Raw genomic sequence first — 21,722 nt, 5'->3', positions numbered from 1 at the left:
CGAACCCGGGCAATGCCGACCCACCGCCGCCCGAGGCGACGGAAGTCACCTGGTCCAGGGCAGGATTCCGGGGCCAAAGACCCAGACAATCAGCGGCACAGGCGCCGTGCCGATGACAAAGGTGAGCAATGTGGTGGCCGGGCCAAACAGGCGGCTCAGTCCCGCCGCCATTGCCAGACCACCGCCACCACCGACAAAGGCCGTGCCCGGCAGGTTCATCAGCACGGCCAGCGCCAGGTACCGCCACCTGGTCAGCAGAGTCGCCAGCCATGCCGGGACCCGCTGGCACAGATACTCCAGCCGCTGCTCGGGGGGCGCGAAGCTGAACTGGGCAAGCATATCGGCCGACCGTGTCAGCCGCAGGTCGCGCAGGGCCGAGATGATCCAGGACGAAGGCAGCAACTGCCCGAGCACAAAGGCCAGCGAAAGTCCCGACACCGTTGCCGCCCAGACAAAGGGCGCGGCGTCTGCCCCCCTCATCATCAGGATGGCAAGGCCGATTTCCACCCCTGGCATGAACGGCACGGCCAGGACCAGCGCGTAGATCAGCAGCAGCAGCGCAAGCGCCGCCATACCCGCGGCACCGGTTTCCATGCGCAGCCAGTCCAGCGCCTGAAGCGCCACCCAGACAAGCGCGCCGATCACCGCGATCCGGGCAAGCGTGCGCAAGAGCGCGGGCAGGACATCCGGCCTGTTCATCCGGCGCCGCCCCACGGGCCGACATCCCGCCCACCGCCTTGAGGCGAGCGGCGCCCGCTCATGATCCGTCCAGCCAGCGCAGGATTTCACCGCGGTTGCCGTCCAGATCCGGGGCCGGGGTGCGAGTGGCGCGGTCTTCGGCGCCGCTCATCTTGATCGGGTTGCCGCTGGCGGTAAAGGCGGCGCGGCCGTTCTTGTCCAGCACGTCCACAACCATGTTGCGCGCCAGAATCTGCGGATCGCGCAGAACCTGATCAATGCTCTGGATCGGACCGGTGGGAATCCCGGCTGCCGTCAGCCGCGACACCCAGAAGGCCTTGGTGTTGTCCAGGGTCACCGCCTCGATCAACCGTTTGAGAAGGCGCACATTTTTCACGCGCTCGGGATTGGTGGAAAAGCGTGGATCATCGACAATGGGCAGGTTCAGCAGCACGCAGAGCTTTTCGAACAGCACATCGTTGCCACAGGCGATGACGAACAACCCGTCCGAGGCATGGAAGGTTTCGAAAGGCGCGATCGACGGGTGCCGGGCACCGGTCGGGCCGGGGGCCTTGCCGGTGACGGTGGTCAGGGCGATGGCATGTTCCAGCAAAGTCACCTGCGCATCGAGCATCGAAATGTCGATGCGCCGCCCGCGACCGGTCCTTGTGCGGTCCAGCAGCGCCGCGAGGATGCCCTGTGCCAGATACATGCCGGCCACGATGTCGCCGATGGAGGCGCCGACACGCACCGGGTCGCGCCCGGCTTCGCCGGTGATCGACATCACGCCGCCGCGGGCCTGCGCCACCATGTCATAGGCCGGACGTTTTGCATCCGGTCCGGTCTGGCCAAAGCCTGACACCGAGCCGTAAATCATCGAAGGGTAGCCGGCATGCACCTTCTGCCAGCCATAGCCCAGCCGTTCCATCACGCCGGGCCGGTTGTTTTCCAGCAGCACGTCGGCACGGGCAAGCAGGCGGTCGAACACCAAGCGGTCCGCCTCGGACTTGAGATCAAGCGCAATGGATTTCTTGGAATGGTTGAGGCCGGCGAAATAGGCGCTCTTGCCATCCTTGAAGGGCGGAAAGGCGCGGGTGTCGTCGCCGGTTCCGGGGCGTTCGACCTTGATCACCCGGGCGCCCATGTCGGCCAGGGTCATCGAACAGAACGGTCCGGCGAGCACATGGGTCAGGTCCAGAATGGTGATGCCGGCGAGAGGCAGGGACATGTCCGCATCCTTTGGTCGTTTGCACGTGCAGCACTTCCCTTAGACGCAGGGCGCGGCCGCTCTGCAAGCGTCTTTTTGGCCACGGCCCCGAGTCTGGCGGCCCGGATGTCCGCCCCTGAACCGCCCGGCGCCGTGTTTTGTGCAGCATGCGTCAGGAGCGGGCAGCCGCCGCACGGGAATGAAACACAAACCCCAGCAGGTTCATCAGCACCTGGGCGGCGAGGATCGCCGTGCTGCCGGTGGGGTCGTAGTCCGGCGCGACCTCGACCAGATCCATGCCGACCACGTCATGTCGGCGCGTGACCGCCTGCAACAGTTCGAGCACCTCGTAGTACAGGAAGCCGCCATGGCTGGGGGTGCCGGTGCCGGGCGCGATGGACGGGCAGAAGGCGTCGATGTCCAGGGTGATGTAGATCCGCGCGTCCCTCGGTATCCGCTCGAGAACACCGCTGGTGCCCAGCGCGCGCGCCTGACGGACCGAAAGGATCTGCGAACCCATCCGGCGTGCGTCGTCATAGCCCTCGCGGGCGGTGGAGCTGACGTTGCGGATGCCGACCTGGGTAAGGCCGGTGACGAAGGGCAGTTCGGCGGCGCGGCGCATCGGGTTGCCGTGGCCTGCACGCACACCGTGGCGTTCGTCGACAAAGTCGAGATGCGCGTCGATCTGCAGCACGTGTATTGCGCCCTGGCCGTCAAACGCCCGCAGCGCCGGGATATTGACCGAATGATCGCCGCCGATCACCACGGGCAGGGCCCCGGCGGCGAGGATGGCGCGCACGCCGGTTTCAATGTTTGCGTGGCTCCGGAGGGTGTCGGTGTGGATGATGTCGGCGTCGCCGATGTCGACGATCCGCACATCGGCACCAAGGTAGGTGGCGTCATCTTCGTGATCGTAGGCACCTGCGTGGCCGAAGGAAAACAGGGTGGAAGCCTCGCGCACGCCGCGCGGTCCGAAACGCGCGCCGGAACGATATTGAGTCCCGGCATCGAACGGCGCGCCAAGGATGGCGGCGTCCGCCCGGATCGTTGACCAGTCTTCGACATAGGGTCGCTTGGCGAAGGTGCAGATGCCGGTGAACGGCAGGTTCAGGCGGCCGGTCTGATAGCTGTGGGACATGTGCGGGTTCCTCTGTGCCGGGGCCGGGTCAGGATGGCGGTGGTTGGGCAGGGGGTAAAGGGGGCTGTCGTGGCGGGGGTGGCGGCGGATCGTCACCAGTGGGTTTCCACCCCCGGACCTGCGGAGGATTTTTTGCCCCGGAGAAGGTGTGGGGCGCGGCATCTGGGATGCGGGGCGCTATTGGGGTTTCCCTTGGGGGACAAAGGTGCGATAGGGACGCGCCAAATGATGTTTCCTGAGGAAGGGTGTTTCCATGGAGATTCGCGAGGCTCTCACATTTGATGATGTTCTGCTGGTGCCTGCCAAGTCCAGCGTTCTGCCCAGCACGGCGGACACACGCACACGTGTGACCCGGAACATTGCACTGAACATTCCGCTGCTGAGTTCGGCGATGGATACCGTCACCGAAAGCCGGATGGCGATCACAATGGCGCAGGCCGGCGGCATGGGCGTGATCCACCGCAATCTGGACGTCGAGATACAGGCGCGCGAAGTGCGCCGGGTGAAACGCTTCGAGAGCGGGATCGTCTATTCTCCGGTGACCCTGCGCGCCAACCAGACGCTGGCGGATGCCAAGGCGCTGATCGAGCGCTACAACTTCACAGGCTTTCCGGTGGTGGACGAACGTGGCCGGGTGGTTGGCATCGTCACCAACCGCGACATGCGCTTTGCCGACAGCGACGACACGCCGGTGCGGGCGATGATGACCACCGACAACCTGGCAATCCTGCAAGAGCCCGCCGACCGCGACGAGGCCAAGAACCTGATGCGGGCGCGGCGGATCGAAAAGCTGCTGGTGACCGACAAGAACGGCAAGCTGACCGGGTTGCTGACCCTCAAGGACACCGAACAGGCGGTGCTGAACCCGACCGCCTGCAAGGACGGTCTGGGGCGGTTGCGGGTCGCCGCGGCCTCGACCGTGGGGGATGCCGGATTCGAGCGTTCGCAGGCATTGGTCGATGCCGGGGTCGACATGATCGTGATCGACACCGCGCATGGCCATTCCGAAGGTGTCGCGGTGGCGGTCGAGCGCGCCAAGCGTTTGTCCAACGAGGTGCAGGTGGTGGCAGGCAATGTCGCCACCGGCGAAGCGACCCGCGCGCTGATCGGTGCCGGGGCGGATGCGATCAAGGTCGGTATCGGCCCGGGGTCGATCTGCACCACGCGGATGGTCGCGGGGGTGGGCGTGCCGCAACTGACGGCCATCATGGACTGCGTGGCCGGGGCGGGCGACGTTCCGGTGATCGCCGACGGTGGCATCAAGTTTTCCGGCGATTTTGCCAAGGCGATCGCGGCGGGTGCCTCTTGTGCCATGGTCGGGTCGATGATCGCCGGCACCGACGAAAGCCCCGGCGAGGTGATCCTGTACCAGGGCCGGTCGTTCAAGTCCTATCGCGGCATGGGCAGCCTGGGTGCCATGGCGCGCGGATCCGCCGACCGGTACTTCCAGAAGGATGCGGCGAGCGACAAGCTGGTGCCCGAAGGGGTCGAAGGCCAGGTACCATACAAGGGTTCGGCCACGGCGGTGATCCATCAGCTTGTGGGCGGCTTGCGGGCGGCCATGGGCTATACCGGCAACGCAACGGTCGAGGATATGCGCAAGAACTGCACCTTTGTGAAGATCACAGGCGCCGGACTGAAGGAAAGCCACGTGCACGATGTGCAGATCACACGGGAATCGCCGAACTACCGCATCGGCTGATCACTGCATTGATTTTCAATCAGGTGCCGGTAAATCAGCGGCACAGGTGTGAAGCTGTCCGGAACGGAACTGGTTCCGGACAGCGCGTCGCTTTGCAGCTTGAGGGGTCGCACACATGTTCCGGTGCCCACGCAGGAGTCGCGAGATGACTGCAGCGGGGCGATGGTGCAACAGGGCCCGCCGTCGTGGCACTCATCGCGGACATGACACCGGAGCGAAACCGCGGCAGACCCAATTCCGGGGAAAATTGTTGCGGACCGCCACGGTCGTTGGTTGGCCGCCGCCCCGCAATGGATCGGCAATGGAACCCGCGGACAAGAGCGTTTGCTGAAGCCAGGGCCATATGCAAAGCCATCAGGCACCGGGCGAAAATTCCGTAGGTGGTGAGGGACTTGAACCCCCAGCCAAAGCGTTATGAGCGCTCTGCTCTAACCAATTGAGCTAACCACCCACGGAATAGGGATCTGTTAAACCCGTGTGACGGCGAGGCCAAGTGGAAAGTCGGGCGTGGCACCGATCTGTCCCGCCGGATGCACCGGCGACGGCCGGATCCGTCGGCCGGTCAGCGCCTGTCGGGCCCGGGTGCGGCACAAGCCCAGGTGCCTTGCCCCCGGTCAGGGCAGCACATGATTCGAAACCCGGCCCGGTTGCCCCCCGGCGCACCTTCGCTGTTTCCTTTGACCGCGTCGCAGGGTAAAGCAGCGCAAATTCTGTCGAAAGGTGCGTCATGACCGGGGAAAACAGCAATGATACGGGCGAAAAGAACGGCATCACCTATGCCGACGCCGGTGTCGATATCGATGCGGGCAATGCGCTGGTCGAGCGGATCAAGCCTGCGGCCAAGCGCACGTCGCGCCCGGGTGTGATGTCGGGACTCGGTGGCTTTGGTGCATTGTTCGACCTTAAGGGGGCAGGGTACACCGATCCGGTTCTGGTCGCCGCGACGGATGGTGTCGGCACCAAATTGCGCATCGCCATCGATACCGGTCATGTGGACGGCGTTGGCATCGACCTTGTTGCCATGTGCGTCAACGACTTGGTCTGTCAGGGCGCTGAGCCGCTGTTTTTTCTGGATTATTTCGCCACCGGCAAACTTGACACCGACACGGCCGCGCGGGTGATCGAGGGCATCGCCGAAGGCTGCGTACGCTCTGGCTGTGCGCTGATCGGTGGTGAGACTGCGGAAATGCCGGGGATGTATCCGGCGGGAGACTTCGACCTTGCCGGCTTTGCCGTCGGCGCGATGGAGCGCGGCACCGAATTGCCCGCCGGAGTGGTCGCGGGCGATGTGCTGCTGGGTCTTGCAAGCGATGGTGTGCATTCCAACGGTTATTCGCTGGTGCGCAAACTGGTCGAGGTGTCTGGCCTGGACTGGGACTCGGACTGCCCCTGGTCGGACCAGAGCCTTGGCGCCGAATTGCTGACGCCAACCCGGCTTTATGTCCGTCAGGCACTGGCGGCGGTGCGGGCGGGCGGCGTACACGCGCTGGCCCACATCACCGGCGGCGGTCTGACCGAGAACCTGCCGCGGGTGCTCCCCGAGGGATTGGGCGCCTCGATTTACCTCGACGCCTGGACGTTGCCGCCCGTCTTTGCCTGGATGGCCGAGACCGGGGGGATGGCGCAGGGGGAACTGCTCAAGACCTTCAACTGTGGTGTCGGCATGATCGCCGTGGTGGCTGCGGATCGGGCCGAAGCGCTGACGGCGCTGCTGGCCGAAGAAGGAGAGACGGTGATTCCGCTGGGCTATGTCACTGACACACCTGGTGTGCAGTATGCGGGCGACCTTGCGTGACCAGACGGGTTGCGATTCTGCTTTCGGGCGGCGGTTCCAACATGGTGGCGCTGGCCCGCAGCATGACCGGCGACCATCCGGCGCGCCCGGTGCTGGTGATGGCGAACAGTGCCGACGCCGGCGGGCTGGACAAGGCCCGCGCCATGGGACTCGAGACGGATTTCGTCGACCATCGGCCCTTCGGGGGTGATCGCGCCGCGTTCGAGGATGCCCTGCACGCGCGGTTGATGCAGGCCGCCCCCGACATCGTCTGTCTGGCCGGGTTCATGCGGGTTCTGACCGAGGGATTCGTCCGGCGCTGGCAGGGTCGGATGCTGAACATCCACCCGTCATTGCTGCCCAAGTACCGCGGGCTGCATACCCATGCCCGCGCCCTCGCGGCCGGCGAATCCCTGCACGGCTGCACTGTGCATGAGGTCACACCGGAACTGGACGAGGGCCCGATTCTGGGGCAGGCGACGGTTGCGGTTCTGCCAGACGACACGCCCGACACCCTGGCCGCGCGTGTCCTTGTGATGGAGCACCAGCTTTATCCGGCGGTCCTGCGCCGTTTCGCGGCCGGGGACAGGAGCCTTGTCACGCTGCCTTAGTGGGCGCGCGACAGTGCCGCGTTGCCGTGCCAGCCGTCTGCCGGGACTTCGGCGGGCGGCGCCATCAGCGCCGGAAGCCCCATCAACAGCACAAGGGCAACTGCGGTCAGGGTGGCAACCAGCGTCGAGCGGTCCACAGTTCCGCGGTGGGCTGGGGTGACGTGTAGATCGAGAGTGGCCATGGGAGAACTCCGTTCCATAGGATATGGCCGGAATATATCTGTCCCTGATTCATTCTCAAAATGAATGTTCTGTGTGTAACTTATCACGATATTTGATCAATAATGGTGCACCAAGGTCCAGAGCCCGAGCTGATCGGAATCGAGCCCAGCTGGAAACGGGCAGAGCCCGGGATGCCGCCGCGAATTGCGCGAATCCGTCGCTTCCCGACACGTCCTGATGTCGCTTCGGGCCTTATCCGGCGTTCAATGTCAGATGCGCTTCGCTTTCCTTGCGTCTGGCTTTGATCTATCGTTCACATGGGTATACGACGCGCCTGCAAACAAGAATGACAATAAGGCCGGAGCCCGGATGAAGACCTTGACAACGACGGAAGACCTGGCCGCCTTTTGCGCGCGCGCCAAGGATGAACCCTATGTGACCGTGGACACCGAATTCCTGCGCGAACGCACCTATTATTCCAAGCTCTGCCTCGTACAACTGGCGATGCCGGGCACCGACGACAGCAACGCCGTTCTGGTTGACCCGCTTGCCGAGGGGTTGTCCCTGGAGCCGCTGCTGGATCTGTTCCGCGACACCTCGGTGGTCAAGGTGTTCCATGCCGCGCGTCAGGATCTGGAAATCTTTTACGTCGACCATGGCGTGATTCCCGCGCCGATGTTTGACACCCAGGTTGCGGCGATGGTCTGCGGATTCGGCGAGCAGGCCGGCTATGAAACGCTGGTCAAGCGTATCGCCAAGCACGGGCTCGACAAATCCTCGCGCTTTACCGACTGGTCACGCCGCCCGCTGTCAGAGGCGCAGAAGGTATATGCGCTGGCCGATGTCACCCATCTGCGGCAGATCTATGAATATCTTGCGCGCAAGCTCGAGGAAACCGGGCGCCACCGCTGGGTCGAGGAAGAGATCAGGCTGCTGACGGATCCCGAAACCTACATCACCCGCCCGGCAGAGGCCTGGCAGCGAATCAAGACACGCTCGACCGCGCCGCGCTTTCTGGCAATCGTCCGGGAACTGGCCACCTTCCGCGAAGCCTATGCGCAGGAGAGAAACATTCCGCGCAGCCGGGTCTACAAGGACGATGCGCTGGTCGAGCTTGCTTCGACCAAACCGCAGAGCTTCGAAGATCTGGGACGATCGCGCCTGCTGCTGCGCGAGGCCCGCAAGGGCGAGATAGCCGATGGCATTCTTGCCGCCGTCAAACGAGGCGTCGACTGCGCCAGGGAAAACCTTCCGGAACCGGACCTGAGCCGCGAAAAGATGCAGGTGAACCCGGCTCTGGCCGATTTGCTGCGGGTGTTGCTGAAGGCGAAAACCGAAAGCTCGGGGGTGGCATCAAAGCTGATCGCGCCATCGGCGGACCTGGATGCGATTGCCGCCGGACTGCGTGATGTGCCGGCGCTGACAGGTTGGCGGCGCGAGGTCTTTGGTGCCGATGCGCTGCGGCTCTGCGAAGGACGAATCGCACTGGCGGCCAACGGCAAATCCGTCGCTGTGATCGAGATCTGACCCTGTCAGAAGCCGGTCATCCGCGCCGGTGTCAGGACACCAGCCGGGCGGGCGGCTGGCTGGGGTCCTTGCCGTTGGGATAGACCAGACCGGCCGAAATCACCAGTTTCGCGGCATCCTCGATGCTCATGTCCAGTTCGATGACATCCTCGGCGGGAAAGAACAGCAGGAATCCCGATGTCGGGTTCGGCGTTGTCGGCACAAAGACCGAGATGAGATCGCCGCCGACCTCGGCGCGGCGGGCAACCTCGCCCCGCGCCTGGGTCGAGACAAAGCCGATCGCCCAGATCCCCTTGCGCGGATACTGGATCAGGCAGGCCTTTTCGAAACTGCGGTCCGCCTGCACAAACACCGTCTCGGCAATCTGTTTGACGCCACTGTAGATCGAGCGGACCACCGGCATCCGGCTCACCACGCTTTCGCCAAACCGGATCATCGACCGCCCGATCAGTCCTTTGGCAACCCAGCCCACCGCCACCGTGAACACCAGAAAGAAAATCACGCCGATGCCGCGCAGGTTGATGCCGATATACTGCTCGGGGTTGAAGCGCGACGGCACCAGGGGCAAGACGAAGCCGTCGATCCACCCGATCACCGTCCAGATCAGCCAGATGGTCAGTCCGACTGGCGCGATGACCACCAGCCCTGTCAGAAAACTGGCGCGAATTTTGGCCAGCAGCCCCGGAGGGCGTGGAGTGGTGGGATCAAAGGGGGTGTTCATCTGCGGGCTTTCAAAGGCTTTTGCGAAATCTAGGCAGTCGGACCGAGTAGTACAATGGTCCCGGTACAATGATCTGCCCGCCAGACCGGCAACAGCCTGTTTCGCGGGCACCAGTGCGCATTTTTCCCGCCCCCACGGCCTGTCCTAGTCTTTCGCAAGCTCGCAGGCGATCTGCGCCCCAAGCCGGGCATTGCTGAGAACCAGCGCAATGTTGGCCTCGAGAGAGCGGCCCTCGGTGAGTTCATAGATGCGCTGAAGCAGGTAGGGGGTCAGGTCCTTGCCGGTGATACCATGGTCCGCCGCGTCGCGGGTCGCCTTGGAGATCACGGGTGTCAGTTCGGCGCGCGGAATTTCCGCCGCTTCCGGAATCGGATTGGCGATCAGTTGGCCGCCGGGCAGGCCCAGCGCGGCACGCATCCGGTGGGCCCGCGCGATGGCGGCGGGGCTGTCCATGCGCAGCGGCGCCCGCATTCCGGCAGAACGAGACCAGAAGGCCGGCAGTTGGTCCTGACCATAAGCGATGACCGGAACCCCCAGAGTTTCGAGAACTTCCATGGTTTTTGGCAGGTCGAGAATGGCCTTGGCGCCGGCCGCGACCACCGTCACCGCGGTCTGGGCCAGTTCGCGCAGATCGGCGGAAATGTCGAATGAGGATTCCGCGCCCTTGTGGACGCCGCCAATGCCGCCGGTCGCAAAGACATGGATGCCCGCCAGCTGTGCCGCGATCATCGTGGCGGCGACGGTTGTGGCACCGGTACGCCCTTCGGCCATGCAGACCGCCATGTCGGCCCGGCTGAGCTTGGCCACGCCCCGCGCCTTGGCAAGCGCCTCGATCTGCGCATCCTGAAGGCCGATGCACAGCCGTCCGTCGATGACAGCGATGGTGGCAGGCTCGGCACCTGATTCGCGGACCGTGGCTTCGATCCGGCGGGCCACTTCCAGGTTCTGTGGCCAGGGCATCCCGTGGGTGATGATGGTGGATTCCAGCGCCACGACAGGACGCTTTTCCGACAGGGCTGCAGCGACGGCGGGAGAGAGATGGAACAGCGGCATGGAGAATCCTTTCATCGCAGGGTGTCGGGGCCGAGTGTCGGGGCAGGGTGCCGGGCCCTTTGGGAATAGCCCGGTTCATGGCGTCCTGTCGAGACAGCGATTGGTGTTAAGTCTTGGGTTTTCAATCAGGTGCGCCGTGTCGCTGCCCGCTGTCGCGGGGCCTGGCCCCGGACCCGTGTCAGGACGGAGTGTCGCCCGAGACATAGGCGGCGGCGGCATCCAGCGCCCGCGCCAGTGCCGACCCGCGGTCCTGCCCGCCCAATTCGGCGGCCACATGGGCGGCCATGAACGTATCCCCCGCACCGGTCACGCGGGTCACCAGAACTTCGGGCGGGCTCAGCGACAGAATGCCGTCGTGATGCCCGTCACAGGTGATGTCTCCGCCGTCGGTGACCAAGGCGCGGGCCGCACCGCGCCTGAGCAGGGCGGCGGCGGCTTCCGGCGCGGTATCAAACCGTGTCTGGCACAGGAGCCCCGCTTCTTCGAGGTTGACATAAAGTGTGCCGCGTCCGGCCCGCAGAAACGGCAACAGCCGCTCGGCCTTGCCCGGCGAGGCTGGCGCGATCCGCAGATCGGCGGCACGAAACGCCGGGCTTCGGGCAATCTCGTCCAGCAGGGATTCGGTCAGGTTGCCATCCAGCGCGATCGGTCCGGGGTAGGGGGAGTCGACACTGCCCAGCGGCCCTTCGGTCAGGGGGCGCAGGATCTTGGCCCCCGCGGATTCCAGCGAATGCGCGTCGGCGATGGCGGCAATCAGCCCGTTGGCGCCCTCGACGGCCATGTACCGGTCCGTCGGCAGGTCCTCCGAGCGGTAGAGATATGTGGTGTCGAGCCCGAGATGGGCACAGGCCGTGGTCAGCTCGTCACCTTCGGCATCGCGCCCCACGGCCGACAGCAGCCCGGGACGCAGGCCGAAACGCACCAGCGTCATGGCAATGTTCAGCGCGACTCCGCCGGGCAGGCGGATGATGCGCCCCGGCACATCGCTGCCGCGCGCCATGACGCTGGCAGAGCGGCCGATCACGTCCCAGAGGACCGAGCCTATGCAGAGAATATCAGGAGACTGTGTCATCCTTCGAGTTCTGGCGCGGATGCCGTGGTTTCGCAAGACCCGTCCCGCGACGGCTGCACGCACGAGCGCGGCGGCCCTCAATCTGCCCGGCATCTTTTGCGGCAGGCCGGCCTGAGCCCATTGCAGTGGGAAACGATGCACAGCGGGCGGGACGGCCCGGCCGCCGGGCCGAGGTGCCATTGCCTTGCCCAGCCGCATGCCTTGTGCCACCAGTTGCGCAAACGAGAAGGAGACCGGACATGAAACCCACACTGATGCGCCCTGTCGGACTGCCCCCCAGTGCCTCGACCCCCCTGGTCACGCCGCTTATGCCCGCTGTCGCCTACGCCAGCGAAACGCCGGATGCGCTGGATGCGCAGTACGACGGTCACGTGCGGGGCTATACCTATGCTCGCGAGGGTCACCCCAACGCCGATGTGCTGGCACGCCGGATCGACGCGCTGGAGGGATGCAGCGACGGGCTCGTCACCGGGTCGGGCATGGCGGCGGTCACGGCGGCGCTGCTGGGTCTGTGCCGGTCCGGCGATCACGTGGTCGGCGGCGACCAGCTTTACGGGCGGTCGTTGCGGATGATGAAGGAGGATCTGCCACGACTGGGCATCGCGACCTCGATGGCGGATCCGACCGATGCGGCGGCCTTTGCCGCTGCCTTCCGCCCGGAAACCCGGCTGGCGCTGATCGAGGTGGTGTCCAACCCGACGCTGCGGATTGCCGATCTGGCCGGGATCGCCGAGGTCTGCAAGGCGCGCGGTGTGCTGCTGGTGGTCGACAACACCTTCACCACCCCGGCGGCGATCACCCCGTTCGACTGGGGCGCGGATGTGGTGCTGCATTCGGTGACCAAACTGCTGGCCGGCCATTCCGATGTGACCCTGGGCTGGATCGCGGCGAAGACACCGGAGCTGACCAGGAAACTTTACGATTTCATCGTGACCACAGGCATGACCCCCAGTCCGTTCGACTGCTGGCTGGCCGAGCGCGGGATGCTGAGCTTTGGCCTGCGGTTCGCCCATGCACAGCAGACGGCGCGTCGGCTGGCGGATCACCTTGCAGGCCAGAAGGGCGTGCGCCGGGTGCTGTATCCGACCCGCGATGATCACCCCGACCGCGCCCGCGCGCAGAGGGTTCTGCGCGGGCTGGGCGGCAACATGATGAGCTTTGAGCTTGATGGCGGACGCGCACAGGCAAATGCCTTTGCCGCTGCCGCCAAGGGCATCGCCTTTGCACCGACCCTGGGGGACGTTGGCACCACCCTGTCTCACCCGGCGTCCAGTTCACACCGCGCACTGGGGGCCGAGGCGCGCGCCGGGCTGGGCATAACCGAAGGCTTCTTCCGCGTTTCGGTGGGGCTGGAAGAGGCCGAGGCGCTGATCGCGACCTTCGACGACGGATTGCGCGCCGCCGGAGCCGCTGCATGACATCTGCGCCACAGGCCGTGATCGATGCGCTGCCGCTGCCGGCCGTGATGATCCGGCGCGACGAGCGGATAGAAGGCGCGAACGAGGCCGCGCTGCGCCTGCTGGGCGAGGGCATCCGAGGGCGGCATTTCATCACGGCCCTGCGTCAGCCGGCGCTGCTCGACGTGATCGAGGCGACGCTGCGCGACGGAACGCCGCGCCAATCCCGGTATCTGACCAACGATGGGCGTCAGGACACCACTTTCCGGGTCTCGTGTCGTCCGCTGCCGCTGGCGGACGGGATGGGGGCCCTGGTGGTGTTCGAGGATGTGACCCAGTTCGAGCAGGCCGGACAGATGCGCCGCGACTTTGTGGCCAACGTCAGTCACGAACTGCGCACGCCGCTCACGGCGCTGATGGGCTTTATCGAGACACTGAAGGGACCGGCGCGCAACGATCCCGTCGCCCGGGACCGGTTTCTGGGCATCATGGAAACCGAAGCCGGGCGGATGAACCGCCTGGTCGGCGATCTGCTGTCGCTCAGCCGGGTCGAGGCGGACGAACGGGTCCGGCCGACGGAACGTCTGGACCTGGGGGGGCTGGTGCTGTCGACCGTCCACGGACTGGCGCCACTGGCACACGAGGCCGGGGTGCAGGTCGAGACCGACCTGCCACCGCCGTTCGAGATGACTGGCGACGCCGATCAACTGCGTCAGGTGCTGACCAACCTGCTGGAAAATGCGATCAAGTATTCCGGTCGCGGGTCCCAGGTGACGGTGCGCATATCCCCGCCCCGGTACGAACCGCGGGTACGCGCCGAAGGGGTGACACTGGAGGTCGAAGACAGCGGCCCGGGAATTGATCCGATCCATCTCCCGCGGCTGACCGAACGGTTCTACCGCGTCGACAGCCATCGCAGCCGCGAGATGGGCGGTACAGGCCTGGGACTCGCGATCGTCAAACACATCGTGAACCGCCATCGCGGCCGCCTGCAGGTCGACAGCACCCTGGGTCGGGGCAGTTGTTTCAAGGTGGTGCTGCCGGTCTGAGCGGCAACTCCGGCGCCGCGGGTGCAGGTGTATCCAGCGGTTCGGCGCAGGTTGTGACAGGCCCGGACCTGACCATCGCAGATCCCTTTCCGCCGAGGTATCCCTGTTAAAGAATCAGTCACATTCGTCGCGAAGCGGGCGGGCAGGGTATCGCCGCAGCCGTGCCCTCGGGGCCTGGCCATGCTGACCTCGGGTCAGTGCGGCGGCACAGGTGCGCTGCCGAAGTCATCGGTCCTGCTTGAATTTGTTCGGAAATCCGCAGCTCGCCGCGCGGCCGGATTTCCGGGCGCGCAGATTAATCCTTCCATTTCCGCCGTCGTCGCAAAACTGTTACACAAGCGTCACAAAACTATAGCTCGGCACCTTTAGTCCGGCGCCAGGATCATCGCGATGATGGCCGTCATACCGACCCGAACAGGAGCTACCAATGACAACCGTGAAACTGACCGCCTCTGCCCTGGCGATCGCTGCCGTTTCCGCCTCCGCAGCCTATGCCCGTGACAATGTGCAGGTCGCCGGTTCCTCGACCGTATTGCCCTACGCGTCGATCGTGGCCGAAGCCTTTGGCGAAAACTTTGATTTCCCGACACCGGTCGTGGAATCCGGCGGCTCTTCGGCGGGCCTCAAGCGGTTCTGCGAAGGTGTGGGCGAGAACACCATCGACATCGCCAACGCGTCGCGCGCCATCCGCGAAAAAGAGGTTGCCGCCTGTGCCGAAAATGGCGTGACCGACATCATCGAAGTCAAGATCGGCTATGACGGCATTGTCTTTGCCAGCCAGATCAACGGCCCGGCCTTCTCTGCCTTCACCCCGACCGACTGGTTCAACGCCCTGTCGCCGAAGGTCGTCGTTGACGGCGCGCTGGTCGACAACCCCTACACCAAATGGTCCGAAGTCAACGCCGAACTGCCGGACGTCGAAATCGCCGCCTTCATTCCCGGCACCAAGCACGGCACCCGTGAAGTGTTCGAGGAAAAGGTTCTTGAGGCCGGCTGTGAAGAAACCGGTGCCAAGGAGCTGCTGGAAGCCGCGGGCATGGAAGATGGCTGCATCGCGGTGCGCACCGATGGCATGTCGGTCGACATCGACGGCGACTACACCGAGACGCTGGCGCGTATCGACAGCAACCAGAACGGTGTCGGTGTCTTTGGTCTGGCGTTTTACGAAAACAACACCGACAAGCTGAAAGTTGCGACGATGGACGGCATCGCGCCCTCGACCGAGACCATCTCGACCGGTGAATACCCGGTATCGCGCCCGCTGTTCTTCTACGTGAAAAAGGCCCACATCGGCGTGATCCCCGGCCTGAAGGAATTCGCTGAATTCTTCGTTGCGGACGAGATTGCAGGCCCCGATGGCCCGCTGTCCGACTATGGTCTGGTTGCCGATCCGGACCTGGCCACAACCCAGGGCATCGTTGCCGACGAGCAGGTCATGGGTTCGAACATGTAAGCCACTGGGCTTGCGGCGGGGGCGGTCCAAACCGCCCCCGACTCTTTTGTAGATCAATATCAGTACGAACGGAGCGACCATGCCCACACTCTGGCTTGTTCTCATCGTGGTGGCGCTGGGCGGGATCGGCTTTGTGCTGGGACGCGGCCGGGCGCTTGCCAGTGCGGGCGGGGACAATCGCAAACTGCATTCGCTGCCCAGCTACTACGGCAGCAACGTTGCGATGAAGACCATCATGCCCGCGATGGGGGTCCTGGTTCTGTGGCTGATTGTTCAGCCCTTTTTCGTCGACGCCACGGTGTCGAAACTGCTGCCTGACGCCGCGCAGTCCGAGGACACCACTCTCGGGCTGGTTATGTCCGACGTGCGCCGGGTGGCGGACGGGCTGGATTTTGCCGTGGCCGAGGGGTTGCTGTCACCGGACGAAGCGCAGGCTCTGGATGCCAGTTCTGACAATGTCCGCGAAACGCTGGGTGCCGCCGGTGTCGCACTGGGCTCGGATGTCAGTGCCGAGGTTCTGAACGCCGCGCAGCGGTACCGCGTGCTGAGCGCGACCGGACGGCTGTTCATGTCGGCGCTGGTCCTGGTTGCCGCCCTTGGCGGATGCGCCTGGGGGGTGAAAAACTCGCACATGGACTACCGTGCGCGCAACGTGGTCGAGGCGGGCATCGAGGCGCTGCTGGTCACCGCCGCCTCGCTGGCGATCCTGACCACCTTCGGCATCGTGCTCAGCCTGATCTTCAACACCATCGAATTCTTTCAGCGGTATCCGGCAAGCGAGTTCTTCTTCAGTCTGGTCTGGTCGCCCAGTTTCGGCGGCGGCTCTGAACTGGGGCTGCTGCCGCTGCTCTGGGGTACGCTTTACATTTCGGTCATTGCACTGCTGGTGGCGGTGCCGATCGGGCTGTTCGCCGCGATCTACCTTTCGGAATACGCCGGCCCCAAGGTGCGCGGCGTCGCCAAGCCGCTGCTTGAGGTGCTGGCCGGCATCCCGACGATCGTCTACGGCCTGTTTGCATTGCTGACGGTCGGCCCGCTGCTGATGTCGGTCTTTGGCCGCGAGGGCCTGGGCTGGATGCAGGCGGGAACTGCGGTGATGACCGCCGGTCTGGTCATGGGCATCATGCTGATCCCCTTTGTCAGTTCGCTGTCGGATGACATCATCAACGCCGTGCCACAGGCGATGCGCGACGGATCCTACGGGCTCGGTGCCACCCAGTCCGAGACCATCCGCCAGGTGGTGCTGCCCGCGGCGCTGCCGGGCATCGTCGGTGCCATCCTTCTGGCCGCGTCCCGCGCCATCGGTGAGACGATGATCGTGGTGCTGGGGGCAGGGGCGGCGGCCCGGCTGTCGATGAACCCCTTTGATGCCATGACCACGGTCACTGCCAAGATCGTCAGCCAGCTGACCGGCGACGCCGACTTTTCCTCGCCCGAGGCGCTGGTGGCCTTTGCCCTCGGGATGAGCCTGTTTGTCATTACCCTCGGGCTCAATGTCTTTGCCCTCTACATCGTGCGGAAATACCGGGAGCAATACGAATGACCGATGCCAGCCTCGCAACGTCAGGCGCCCCGGCGCGCAAGGGCAAATCCCTGGTGGTTCCGGACGCCCGCACCAAACGCCGCAACGCCGCGGAAACCCGGTTCAAAGCCTACGGGGTTGCTGCCATCGGCGCCGGGATCTTCTTTCTGGTGGTGTTGCTGAGTGCCATCCTGATCAACGGGGTCGGCGCATTCCAGCAGACTTTCATTCAGGTGCCGGTCTATCTGGACCCGGCCAAGCTGGACAAGTCCGGCAATCGCGATCCCGAAGAGATGAAGAAGGTATCGACCTTTGGCTACAGCCCGCTGATTCAGGATGCGCTGTTTGCCGAGGTGCAGGCACAGGGCGTCGACACACCGCTGGACAGTGCCAAGGCGATGAAAGAGATGATTTCCGCTTCTGCCGCCGCACAGGTGCGGGATGTGGTGCTGGCAGATCCGGACCTGGTCGGTGAGACGGTCGATTTCCAGATTCTCGCATCCAGCCGGGTGGACGGATATCTCAAGGGCCGGGTCCAGCGCGCGGATGTTGCGCGGGACAAGAACATCAATGTCGAACATCTCGACCTGACCGATGCGCTGCGCGAAAAGGGCATTGTCGCGCGCAGATTCAACATGGACTTCATCACCGGGGCCGATGCCTCGGAATCCCGCGCCGAACAGGCGGGTCTGGGCGTGTCGATCCTGGGGTCGCTGTTCATGATGCTGGTGGTCCTGCTGCTGTCGCTGCCGATCGGGGTGGCCGCGTCGATCTATCTGGAAGAATTCGCCAAGAAGAACCGGTTCACCGACATCATCGAAGTCAACATCTCGAACCTTGCCGCCGTGCCGTCGATCGTGTTCGGCATCCTCGGGCTGGCGGTTTTCATCCAGTTCATGCATCTGCCGCAGTCCGCCCCGCTGGTGGGGGGGCTGGTGCTGACCCTGATGACGTTGCCGACGATCATCATCTCGACCCGCGCATCGCTCGCTTCGGTGCCGCCCAGCATCCGCTCGGCCGCTCTGGGGGTCGGGGCATCAAAGATGCAGTCGGTGTTTCACCACGTGCTGCCCCTGGCCATGCCCGGCATCCTGACCGGGACCATTCTGGGCCTGGCGCAGGCGCTGGGCGAGACGGCACCGCTGCTGCTGATCGGCATGGTGGGCTATATCGCCACCAACTATCCCGACGGCGTGGCCAGCGGCTTTCTCGACCCGAACTCGGCCATGCCGGCGCAGATCTATGAATGGGCGAAACGCGCCGATCCGGCATATTACGAACGCGCCTGGGGCGGGATCATCATCCTTCTCGTGTTCCTCATGGTCATGAACATCATCGCCATCCTGTTGCGCCGCCGCTTTGAGCGTCGCTGGTGAGGACTGCCGCTTTGAACGCTGCGGACAAGAAAGGTATACCCATGTACGACGCCCCCAATTCGGAGAGAGACGTGGAAGTCAAGGACATCAAGATCACCGCGCAGGGTGTGCAGGTCTACTACGGCGACACCCATGCCATCAAGGACGTGAGCGTCGATATCGAGGACAAGACGGTGACCGCCTTTATCGGGCCCTCGGGATGTGGCAAGTCCACCTTCCTGCGCTGCCTGAACCGGATGAACGACACCATCGACATCGCCCGCGTCGAGGGCAACATCCTGCTCGACGGCGAGGACATCTATGACAAGCGCGTCGACCCGGTGCAGCTGCGCGCCAAGGTTGGCATGGTGTTCCAGAAGCCCAACCCGTTCCCCAAGTCCATCTATGACAATGTCGCCTATGGCCCGCGCATCCACGGCATGGCCAAGAACAAGGCCGATCTCGATGAGATCGTCGAGCGCGCGCTGAAACGCGGCGCGATCTGGAACGAGGTCAAGGACCGGTTGCACGCGCCCGGCACCGGGCTTTCGGGCGGACAGCAGCAGCGGCTGTGCATTGCCCGCGCCGTCGCCACCGAACCCGAGGTGCTGTTGATGGATGAACCCTGCTCGGCGCTGGATCCGATTGCCACCGCCCAGGTCGAGGAGTTGATTGACGAACTGCGCCGGGACTATTCCGTGGTGATCGTCACCCACTCGATGCAGCAGGCCGCGCGTGTCAGCCAGAAGACCGCATTTTTCCACCTGGGAAACCTTGTGGAATTCGGTGTCACTGACAAGATATTCACCAACCCGACGGACCCACGCACCGAAGCCTACATCACCGGACGGATCGGATAGAGCCATGACAGAGATGACACAGCACATCGCCTCGGCCTTTGACCGCGACCTCGAAGGCATCCAGGCCAAGATCATGAAGATGGGCGGTCTTGTCGAGGCCGCCATCCGCGACGGTGCCAAGTCGCTGGAAACCCGCGACGAAGAGCTGGCCGAACAGGTGCGGCAGGGCGACAAGGCCATCGACACACTGGAAGAACAGCTGAACGAAGAGGCGGCGCGGGTCATCGCCATCCGCTCGCCCACCGCCGTCGACCTGCGGGTGATCCTGTCGGTGATGCGGATGTCGGCCAACCTCGAGCGCATTGGCGATCTGTCCAAGAACATCGCCAAGCGCACCGGCGTCCTGGTGCAGCTTCAGCCCATCCAGGGCTCGCCGACCGCATTGCGCCGCATGGCCCGCGAGGTCGAGCTGATGCTGAAGGACGCGCTGGACGCCTATATCCAGCGCGACGCCGAACTGGCACGGGACGTGATCGAGCGCGACCGCGACGTCGATCAGATGTACAACACCCTGTTTCGCGAATTCCTGACTTTCATGCTGGAAGATCCGCGCAACATCACCGCGTGCATGCATCTGCACTTTATCGCCAAGAACATCGAACGCATGGGCGATCACGTGACCTCGATCGCCGAACAGGTGGTGTTCCTGGTCACCGGGGCCAAGCCCGGCGAACCGCGTCAGAAAGGCGACATGACGTCGTCCGATCCGCGTTACAGCGTCGATGCCGGCAGCGACAAGGATTGAACGGATGTCAGCAGATCAGCCGGTCGTTCTGGTGGTCGAGGACGAGGCCGCGCAGCGCGAGGTCCTGAGCTATAACCTTGAGGCCGAAGGCTTTCGGGTGGCGCGTGCCGAAAACGGCGAAGAGGCGCTGATTCTGGTGGCAGAGGAACAGCCCGACATCATCGTGCTGGACTGGATGCTGCCGAATGTTTCGGGAATCGAGGTGTGCCGCCAGCTCAAGACCCGGCCCGAGACCCGCTCGGTGCCCGTCATCATGCTGTCGGCGCGCTCGGAAGAGGTCGACAAGGTGCGCGGGCTTGAAACCGGGGCGGACGACTACGTGGTCAAACCCTATTCGGTGGTGGAACTGATGGCACGGGTGCGCGCGCAGCTGCGCCGCACCCGGCCGGCGGCGGCAGGTCTGCGGCTGCAATATGATGACATCATGCTGGACGCGGAAACCCATCGCGTCACCCGTCTGGGCGAACCGCTCAAACTGGGTCCGACGGAATTCAGGCTGCTGTCGACCTTCATGGAAAAACCCGGCCGGGTCTGGTCACGCGAACAGCTGCTGGACCGGGTCTGGGGACGGGACATCTATGTCGACACGCGCACGGTGGATGTCCACATCGGGCGGCTGCGCAAGGCGTTGTGCCAGTACGGCGGAGGTGATCCGCTGCGCACCGTCCGGGGCGCGGGCTACGCCCTGGGGTGACGCCTGACGCCGCGACGACCGGCGCACCAGCGCGGTCGGGCCAAGATCCCCGGGCGGTTTCGCGCAGATGACTGCCGGACTCAGCGCGGAAGGTTTTCTTCCTCTTCGGTCTGGAACGACAACCAGTCGCGAAATTTGATCAGCGCCGGGGCCGGTGGTCTGTCGTCCGGCCAGACCAGATGATATGCGCCCAGGCTGACCGGAGCGGTTTCCGCCGCGCGCATCAGTTGCCCCGACATCAGTTCACTGTCGACCAGGTAGTCGGGCAGCAAGGCCACACCCAGCCCGTGCAGCGCCCCCTGGATGATGGTGGTGTACTGGTCAAAGGTGGTGCCGGGCAGGGCGCCCGGATCGGTTCCGTGCAGCCGGAACCAGTTTCGCCAGGCTTCGGGCCGGGTCTGGATGTGCAGCAGTGGCAGCTTTGCCAGCGCCGGAATCTCTGTCGCCCGCGCCAGAAGTGACGGAGCACAGACCGGCAGCACCTGTTCGCGCATCAGCTGAAGCCGGTGGGTTCCGGGCCAGTTGTCACCAAAATGTATCGCAGCATCAAAGGGTTCTGCCGCAAAGCTGAAGGGCTTCAGGCGGGTTGTCAGGTTGATCGTCACCTCGGGGTGGCGGCGGGCAAAATCGGGAAGACGCGGCACCAGCCAGCGCATGCCAAAGCTCGGCAGTATCGCCAGGCTGAGGCTGCCTCCCTTGGGGCCAACCCGCAATGCCATCGAAGCATTGGCGATGCTGCCGAGCGCCGCGCGAATCGAGACGGCATAATCCTGCGCCGCCGGGGTCAGTCGCAGACTGCGTTTTTCACGGATCAGCAACGCAGTGCCAAGGTGGTCCTCAAGCGTCTGCAGTTGGCGGCTGATGGCGCTCTGGCTGAGCGCGAGCTCCTGTGCAGCGGCTGTGGCACTGCCCAGTCGGTCCAGCGCTTCCAGCGCGCGGAGCGCGGCAATCGGGGGAAGCAGGCGACGGGCGAGGGACATATATGACATTTCCGCATGGTTA

General features: G+C 64.6%; 20 protein-coding genes and 1 tRNA gene. 12 read left to right on the top strand and 9 right to left on the bottom strand.

From position 1 onward, the window contains the following. Positions 1–45: 45 nt before the first annotated feature. The 3 genes from FOY53_RS12240 to speB form a co-directional block, all read right to left on the bottom strand. Positions 46–699, bottom strand: coding sequence for a hypothetical protein (locus FOY53_RS12240; protein ID WP_146589190.1), 654 nt, complete (start codon positions 697–699; stop codon positions 46–48). A 58-nt stretch (positions 700–757) separates the two neighbouring features. Beyond that, entirely contained in the window at positions 758–1,906 is a 1,149-nt protein-coding gene (locus FOY53_RS12235; protein ID WP_146589188.1) for a CaiB/BaiF CoA transferase family protein, read from the bottom strand. A 151-nt stretch (positions 1,907–2,057) separates the two neighbouring features. Further along, complete coding sequence (gene speB, locus FOY53_RS12230; protein ID WP_146589186.1) at positions 2,058–3,023, bottom strand: agmatinase; 966 nt, start codon at positions 3,021–3,023, stop codon at positions 2,058–2,060. Positions 3,024–3,276: 253 nt separating this feature from the next. Here speB and guaB point away from each other — a divergent pair, with 253 nt between their 5' ends. Further along, on the top strand, positions 3,277–4,725 hold the full coding sequence (gene guaB / locus FOY53_RS12225) for an IMP dehydrogenase (RefSeq protein ID WP_146589184.1): 1,449 nt from the start codon (positions 3,277–3,279) through the stop codon (positions 4,723–4,725). 377 nt (positions 4,726–5,102) lie between these two features. On the opposite strand, the gene FOY53_RS12220 is transcribed toward guaB, so the two are convergent. After that, positions 5,103–5,176, bottom strand: a tRNA-Ile gene (locus FOY53_RS12220). A 276-nt stretch (positions 5,177–5,452) separates the two neighbouring features. Between FOY53_RS12220 and purM the strand changes: the two genes are divergently transcribed. Together purM and purN are read left to right on the top strand one after the other, a co-directional pair. After that, positions 5,453–6,520 (top strand): phosphoribosylformylglycinamidine cyclo-ligase, encoded by a 1,068-nt coding sequence (purM, locus tag FOY53_RS12215; protein ID WP_146589182.1) that lies wholly within the window; start codon positions 5,453–5,455, stop codon positions 6,518–6,520. After that, positions 6,517–7,110, top strand: coding sequence for a phosphoribosylglycinamide formyltransferase (purN, locus tag FOY53_RS12210; RefSeq protein WP_146589180.1), 594 nt, complete (start codon positions 6,517–6,519; stop codon positions 7,108–7,110). The genes purM and purN overlap by 4 nt, the downstream gene beginning before the upstream one ends. Here purN and FOY53_RS12205 read toward each other — a convergent pair. Continuing rightward, positions 7,107–7,292: a hypothetical protein gene (locus FOY53_RS12205; protein ID WP_146589178.1), complete on the bottom strand. Its 186-nt coding sequence runs from the start codon at positions 7,290–7,292 to the stop codon at positions 7,107–7,109. The genes purN and FOY53_RS12205 overlap by 4 nt on opposite strands. Positions 7,293–7,641: 349 nt before the next feature. Between FOY53_RS12205 and rnd the strand changes: the two genes are divergently transcribed. Beyond that, a complete protein-coding gene (gene rnd / locus FOY53_RS12200; protein ID WP_146589176.1) occupies positions 7,642–8,799 on the top strand; it encodes a ribonuclease D in 1,158 nt (385 codons plus the stop codon). Between the two features lie 31 nt (positions 8,800–8,830). Here rnd and FOY53_RS12195 read toward each other — a convergent pair whose 3' ends face one another. From FOY53_RS12195 to FOY53_RS12185, 3 genes are all read right to left on the bottom strand, one after another. Continuing rightward, entirely contained in the window at positions 8,831–9,520 is a 690-nt protein-coding gene (locus FOY53_RS12195; protein ID WP_146589174.1) for a DUF502 domain-containing protein, read from the bottom strand. A gap of 144 nt (positions 9,521–9,664) precedes the next feature. Next, a complete protein-coding gene (locus tag FOY53_RS12190; RefSeq protein WP_146589172.1) occupies positions 9,665–10,573 on the bottom strand; it encodes a pseudouridine-5'-phosphate glycosidase in 909 nt (302 codons plus the stop codon). 178 nt (positions 10,574–10,751) lie between these two features. After that, the gene (locus tag FOY53_RS12185; RefSeq protein ID WP_146589170.1) at positions 10,752–11,645 is read right to left on the bottom strand and encodes a PfkB family carbohydrate kinase; all 894 of its coding nucleotides are present in this window, start codon (positions 11,643–11,645) and stop codon (positions 10,752–10,754) included. A gap of 239 nt (positions 11,646–11,884) precedes the next feature. On the opposite strand from FOY53_RS12185, the gene FOY53_RS12180 reads away from it, so the two are divergent. The 8 genes from FOY53_RS12180 (at position 11,885) to phoB (ending at position 20,720) form a co-directional block, all read left to right on the top strand. Next, a complete protein-coding gene (locus tag FOY53_RS12180) occupies positions 11,885–13,063 on the top strand; it encodes a trans-sulfuration enzyme family protein (RefSeq protein ID WP_146589168.1) in 1,179 nt (392 codons plus the stop codon). Next, a complete protein-coding gene (locus FOY53_RS12175) occupies positions 13,060–14,091 on the top strand; it encodes an ATP-binding protein (RefSeq protein WP_146589166.1) in 1,032 nt (343 codons plus the stop codon). The genes FOY53_RS12180 and FOY53_RS12175 overlap by 4 nt, the downstream gene beginning before the upstream one ends. A gap of 427 nt (positions 14,092–14,518) precedes the next feature. Next, positions 14,519–15,544: a substrate-binding domain-containing protein gene (locus FOY53_RS12170; protein ID WP_146589164.1), complete on the top strand. Its 1,026-nt coding sequence runs from the start codon at positions 14,519–14,521 to the stop codon at positions 15,542–15,544. Positions 15,545–15,623: 79 nt separating this feature from the next. Continuing rightward, entirely contained in the window at positions 15,624–17,087 is a 1,464-nt protein-coding gene (gene pstC / locus FOY53_RS12165; RefSeq protein ID WP_146589162.1) for a phosphate ABC transporter permease subunit PstC, read from the top strand. Beyond that, complete coding sequence (gene pstA / locus FOY53_RS12160; protein WP_146589159.1) at positions 17,084–18,442, top strand: phosphate ABC transporter permease PstA; 1,359 nt, start codon at positions 17,084–17,086, stop codon at positions 18,440–18,442. The genes pstC and pstA overlap by 4 nt, the downstream gene beginning before the upstream one ends. Positions 18,443–18,483: 41 nt before the next feature. Then, a complete protein-coding gene (gene pstB / locus FOY53_RS12155; RefSeq protein ID WP_146589157.1) occupies positions 18,484–19,281 on the top strand; it encodes a phosphate ABC transporter ATP-binding protein PstB in 798 nt (265 codons plus the stop codon). A 4-nt stretch (positions 19,282–19,285) separates the two neighbouring features. Next, positions 19,286–20,026: a phosphate signaling complex protein PhoU gene (gene phoU / locus FOY53_RS12150; protein ID WP_146589155.1), complete on the top strand. Its 741-nt coding sequence runs from the start codon at positions 19,286–19,288 to the stop codon at positions 20,024–20,026. 4 nt (positions 20,027–20,030) lie between these two features. Next, positions 20,031–20,720, top strand: coding sequence for a phosphate regulon transcriptional regulator PhoB (gene phoB / locus FOY53_RS12145; RefSeq protein ID WP_146589153.1), 690 nt, complete (start codon positions 20,031–20,033; stop codon positions 20,718–20,720). 80 nt (positions 20,721–20,800) lie between these two features. Here the strand turns inward: phoB and FOY53_RS12140 are convergent, their stop codons facing one another. Beyond that, positions 20,801–21,700: a LysR substrate-binding domain-containing protein gene (locus FOY53_RS12140; RefSeq protein ID WP_146589151.1), complete on the bottom strand. Its 900-nt coding sequence runs from the start codon at positions 21,698–21,700 to the stop codon at positions 20,801–20,803. Positions 21,701–21,722 lie beyond the last annotated feature (22 nt).

This window comes from Puniceibacterium confluentis (assembly GCF_007923445.1).
In the GTDB taxonomy this organism is placed as follows: Bacteria; Pseudomonadota; Alphaproteobacteria; order Rhodobacterales; family Rhodobacteraceae; genus Puniceibacterium; species Puniceibacterium confluentis.
This window is presented reverse-complemented; position numbering and strand designations above follow the sequence as displayed.

Coding starts and splice junctions, on each gene's coding strand:
- pstA (WP_146589159.1), top strand. CDS start 17,084: ATGACCGATGCCAGCCTCGCAACGTCAGGCGCCCCGGCGCGCAAGGGC.
- pstB (WP_146589157.1), top strand. CDS start 18,484: ATGTACGACGCCCCCAATTCGGAGAGAGACGTGGAAGTCAAGGACATC.
- FOY53_RS12240 (WP_146589190.1), bottom strand. CDS start 699: ATGAACAGGCCGGATGTCCTGCCCGCGCTCTTGCGCACGCTTGCCCGG.
- FOY53_RS12205 (WP_146589178.1), bottom strand. CDS start 7,292: ATGGCCACTCTCGATCTACACGTCACCCCAGCCCACCGCGGAACTGTG.
- phoB (WP_146589153.1), top strand. CDS start 20,031: ATGTCAGCAGATCAGCCGGTCGTTCTGGTGGTCGAGGACGAGGCCGCG.
- FOY53_RS12195 (WP_146589174.1), bottom strand. CDS start 9,520: ATGAACACCCCCTTTGATCCCACCACTCCACGCCCTCCGGGGCTGCTG.
- FOY53_RS12190 (WP_146589172.1), bottom strand. CDS start 10,573: ATGCCGCTGTTCCATCTCTCTCCCGCCGTCGCTGCAGCCCTGTCGGAA.
- phoU (WP_146589155.1), top strand. CDS start 19,286: ATGACAGAGATGACACAGCACATCGCCTCGGCCTTTGACCGCGACCTC.
- rnd (WP_146589176.1), top strand. CDS start 7,642: ATGAAGACCTTGACAACGACGGAAGACCTGGCCGCCTTTTGCGCGCGC.
- purM (WP_146589182.1), top strand. CDS start 5,453: ATGACCGGGGAAAACAGCAATGATACGGGCGAAAAGAACGGCATCACC.
- FOY53_RS12185 (WP_146589170.1), bottom strand. CDS start 11,645: ATGACACAGTCTCCTGATATTCTCTGCATAGGCTCGGTCCTCTGGGAC.
- FOY53_RS12170 (WP_146589164.1), top strand. CDS start 14,519: ATGACAACCGTGAAACTGACCGCCTCTGCCCTGGCGATCGCTGCCGTT.
- FOY53_RS12140 (WP_146589151.1), bottom strand. CDS start 21,700: ATGTCCCTCGCCCGTCGCCTGCTTCCCCCGATTGCCGCGCTCCGCGCG.
- guaB (WP_146589184.1), top strand. CDS start 3,277: ATGGAGATTCGCGAGGCTCTCACATTTGATGATGTTCTGCTGGTGCCT.
- FOY53_RS12180 (WP_146589168.1), top strand. CDS start 11,885: ATGAAACCCACACTGATGCGCCCTGTCGGACTGCCCCCCAGTGCCTCG.
- FOY53_RS12175 (WP_146589166.1), top strand. CDS start 13,060: ATGACATCTGCGCCACAGGCCGTGATCGATGCGCTGCCGCTGCCGGCC.
- FOY53_RS12235 (WP_146589188.1), bottom strand. CDS start 1,906: ATGTCCCTGCCTCTCGCCGGCATCACCATTCTGGACCTGACCCATGTG.
- speB (WP_146589186.1), bottom strand. CDS start 3,023: ATGTCCCACAGCTATCAGACCGGCCGCCTGAACCTGCCGTTCACCGGC.
- pstC (WP_146589162.1), top strand. CDS start 15,624: ATGCCCACACTCTGGCTTGTTCTCATCGTGGTGGCGCTGGGCGGGATC.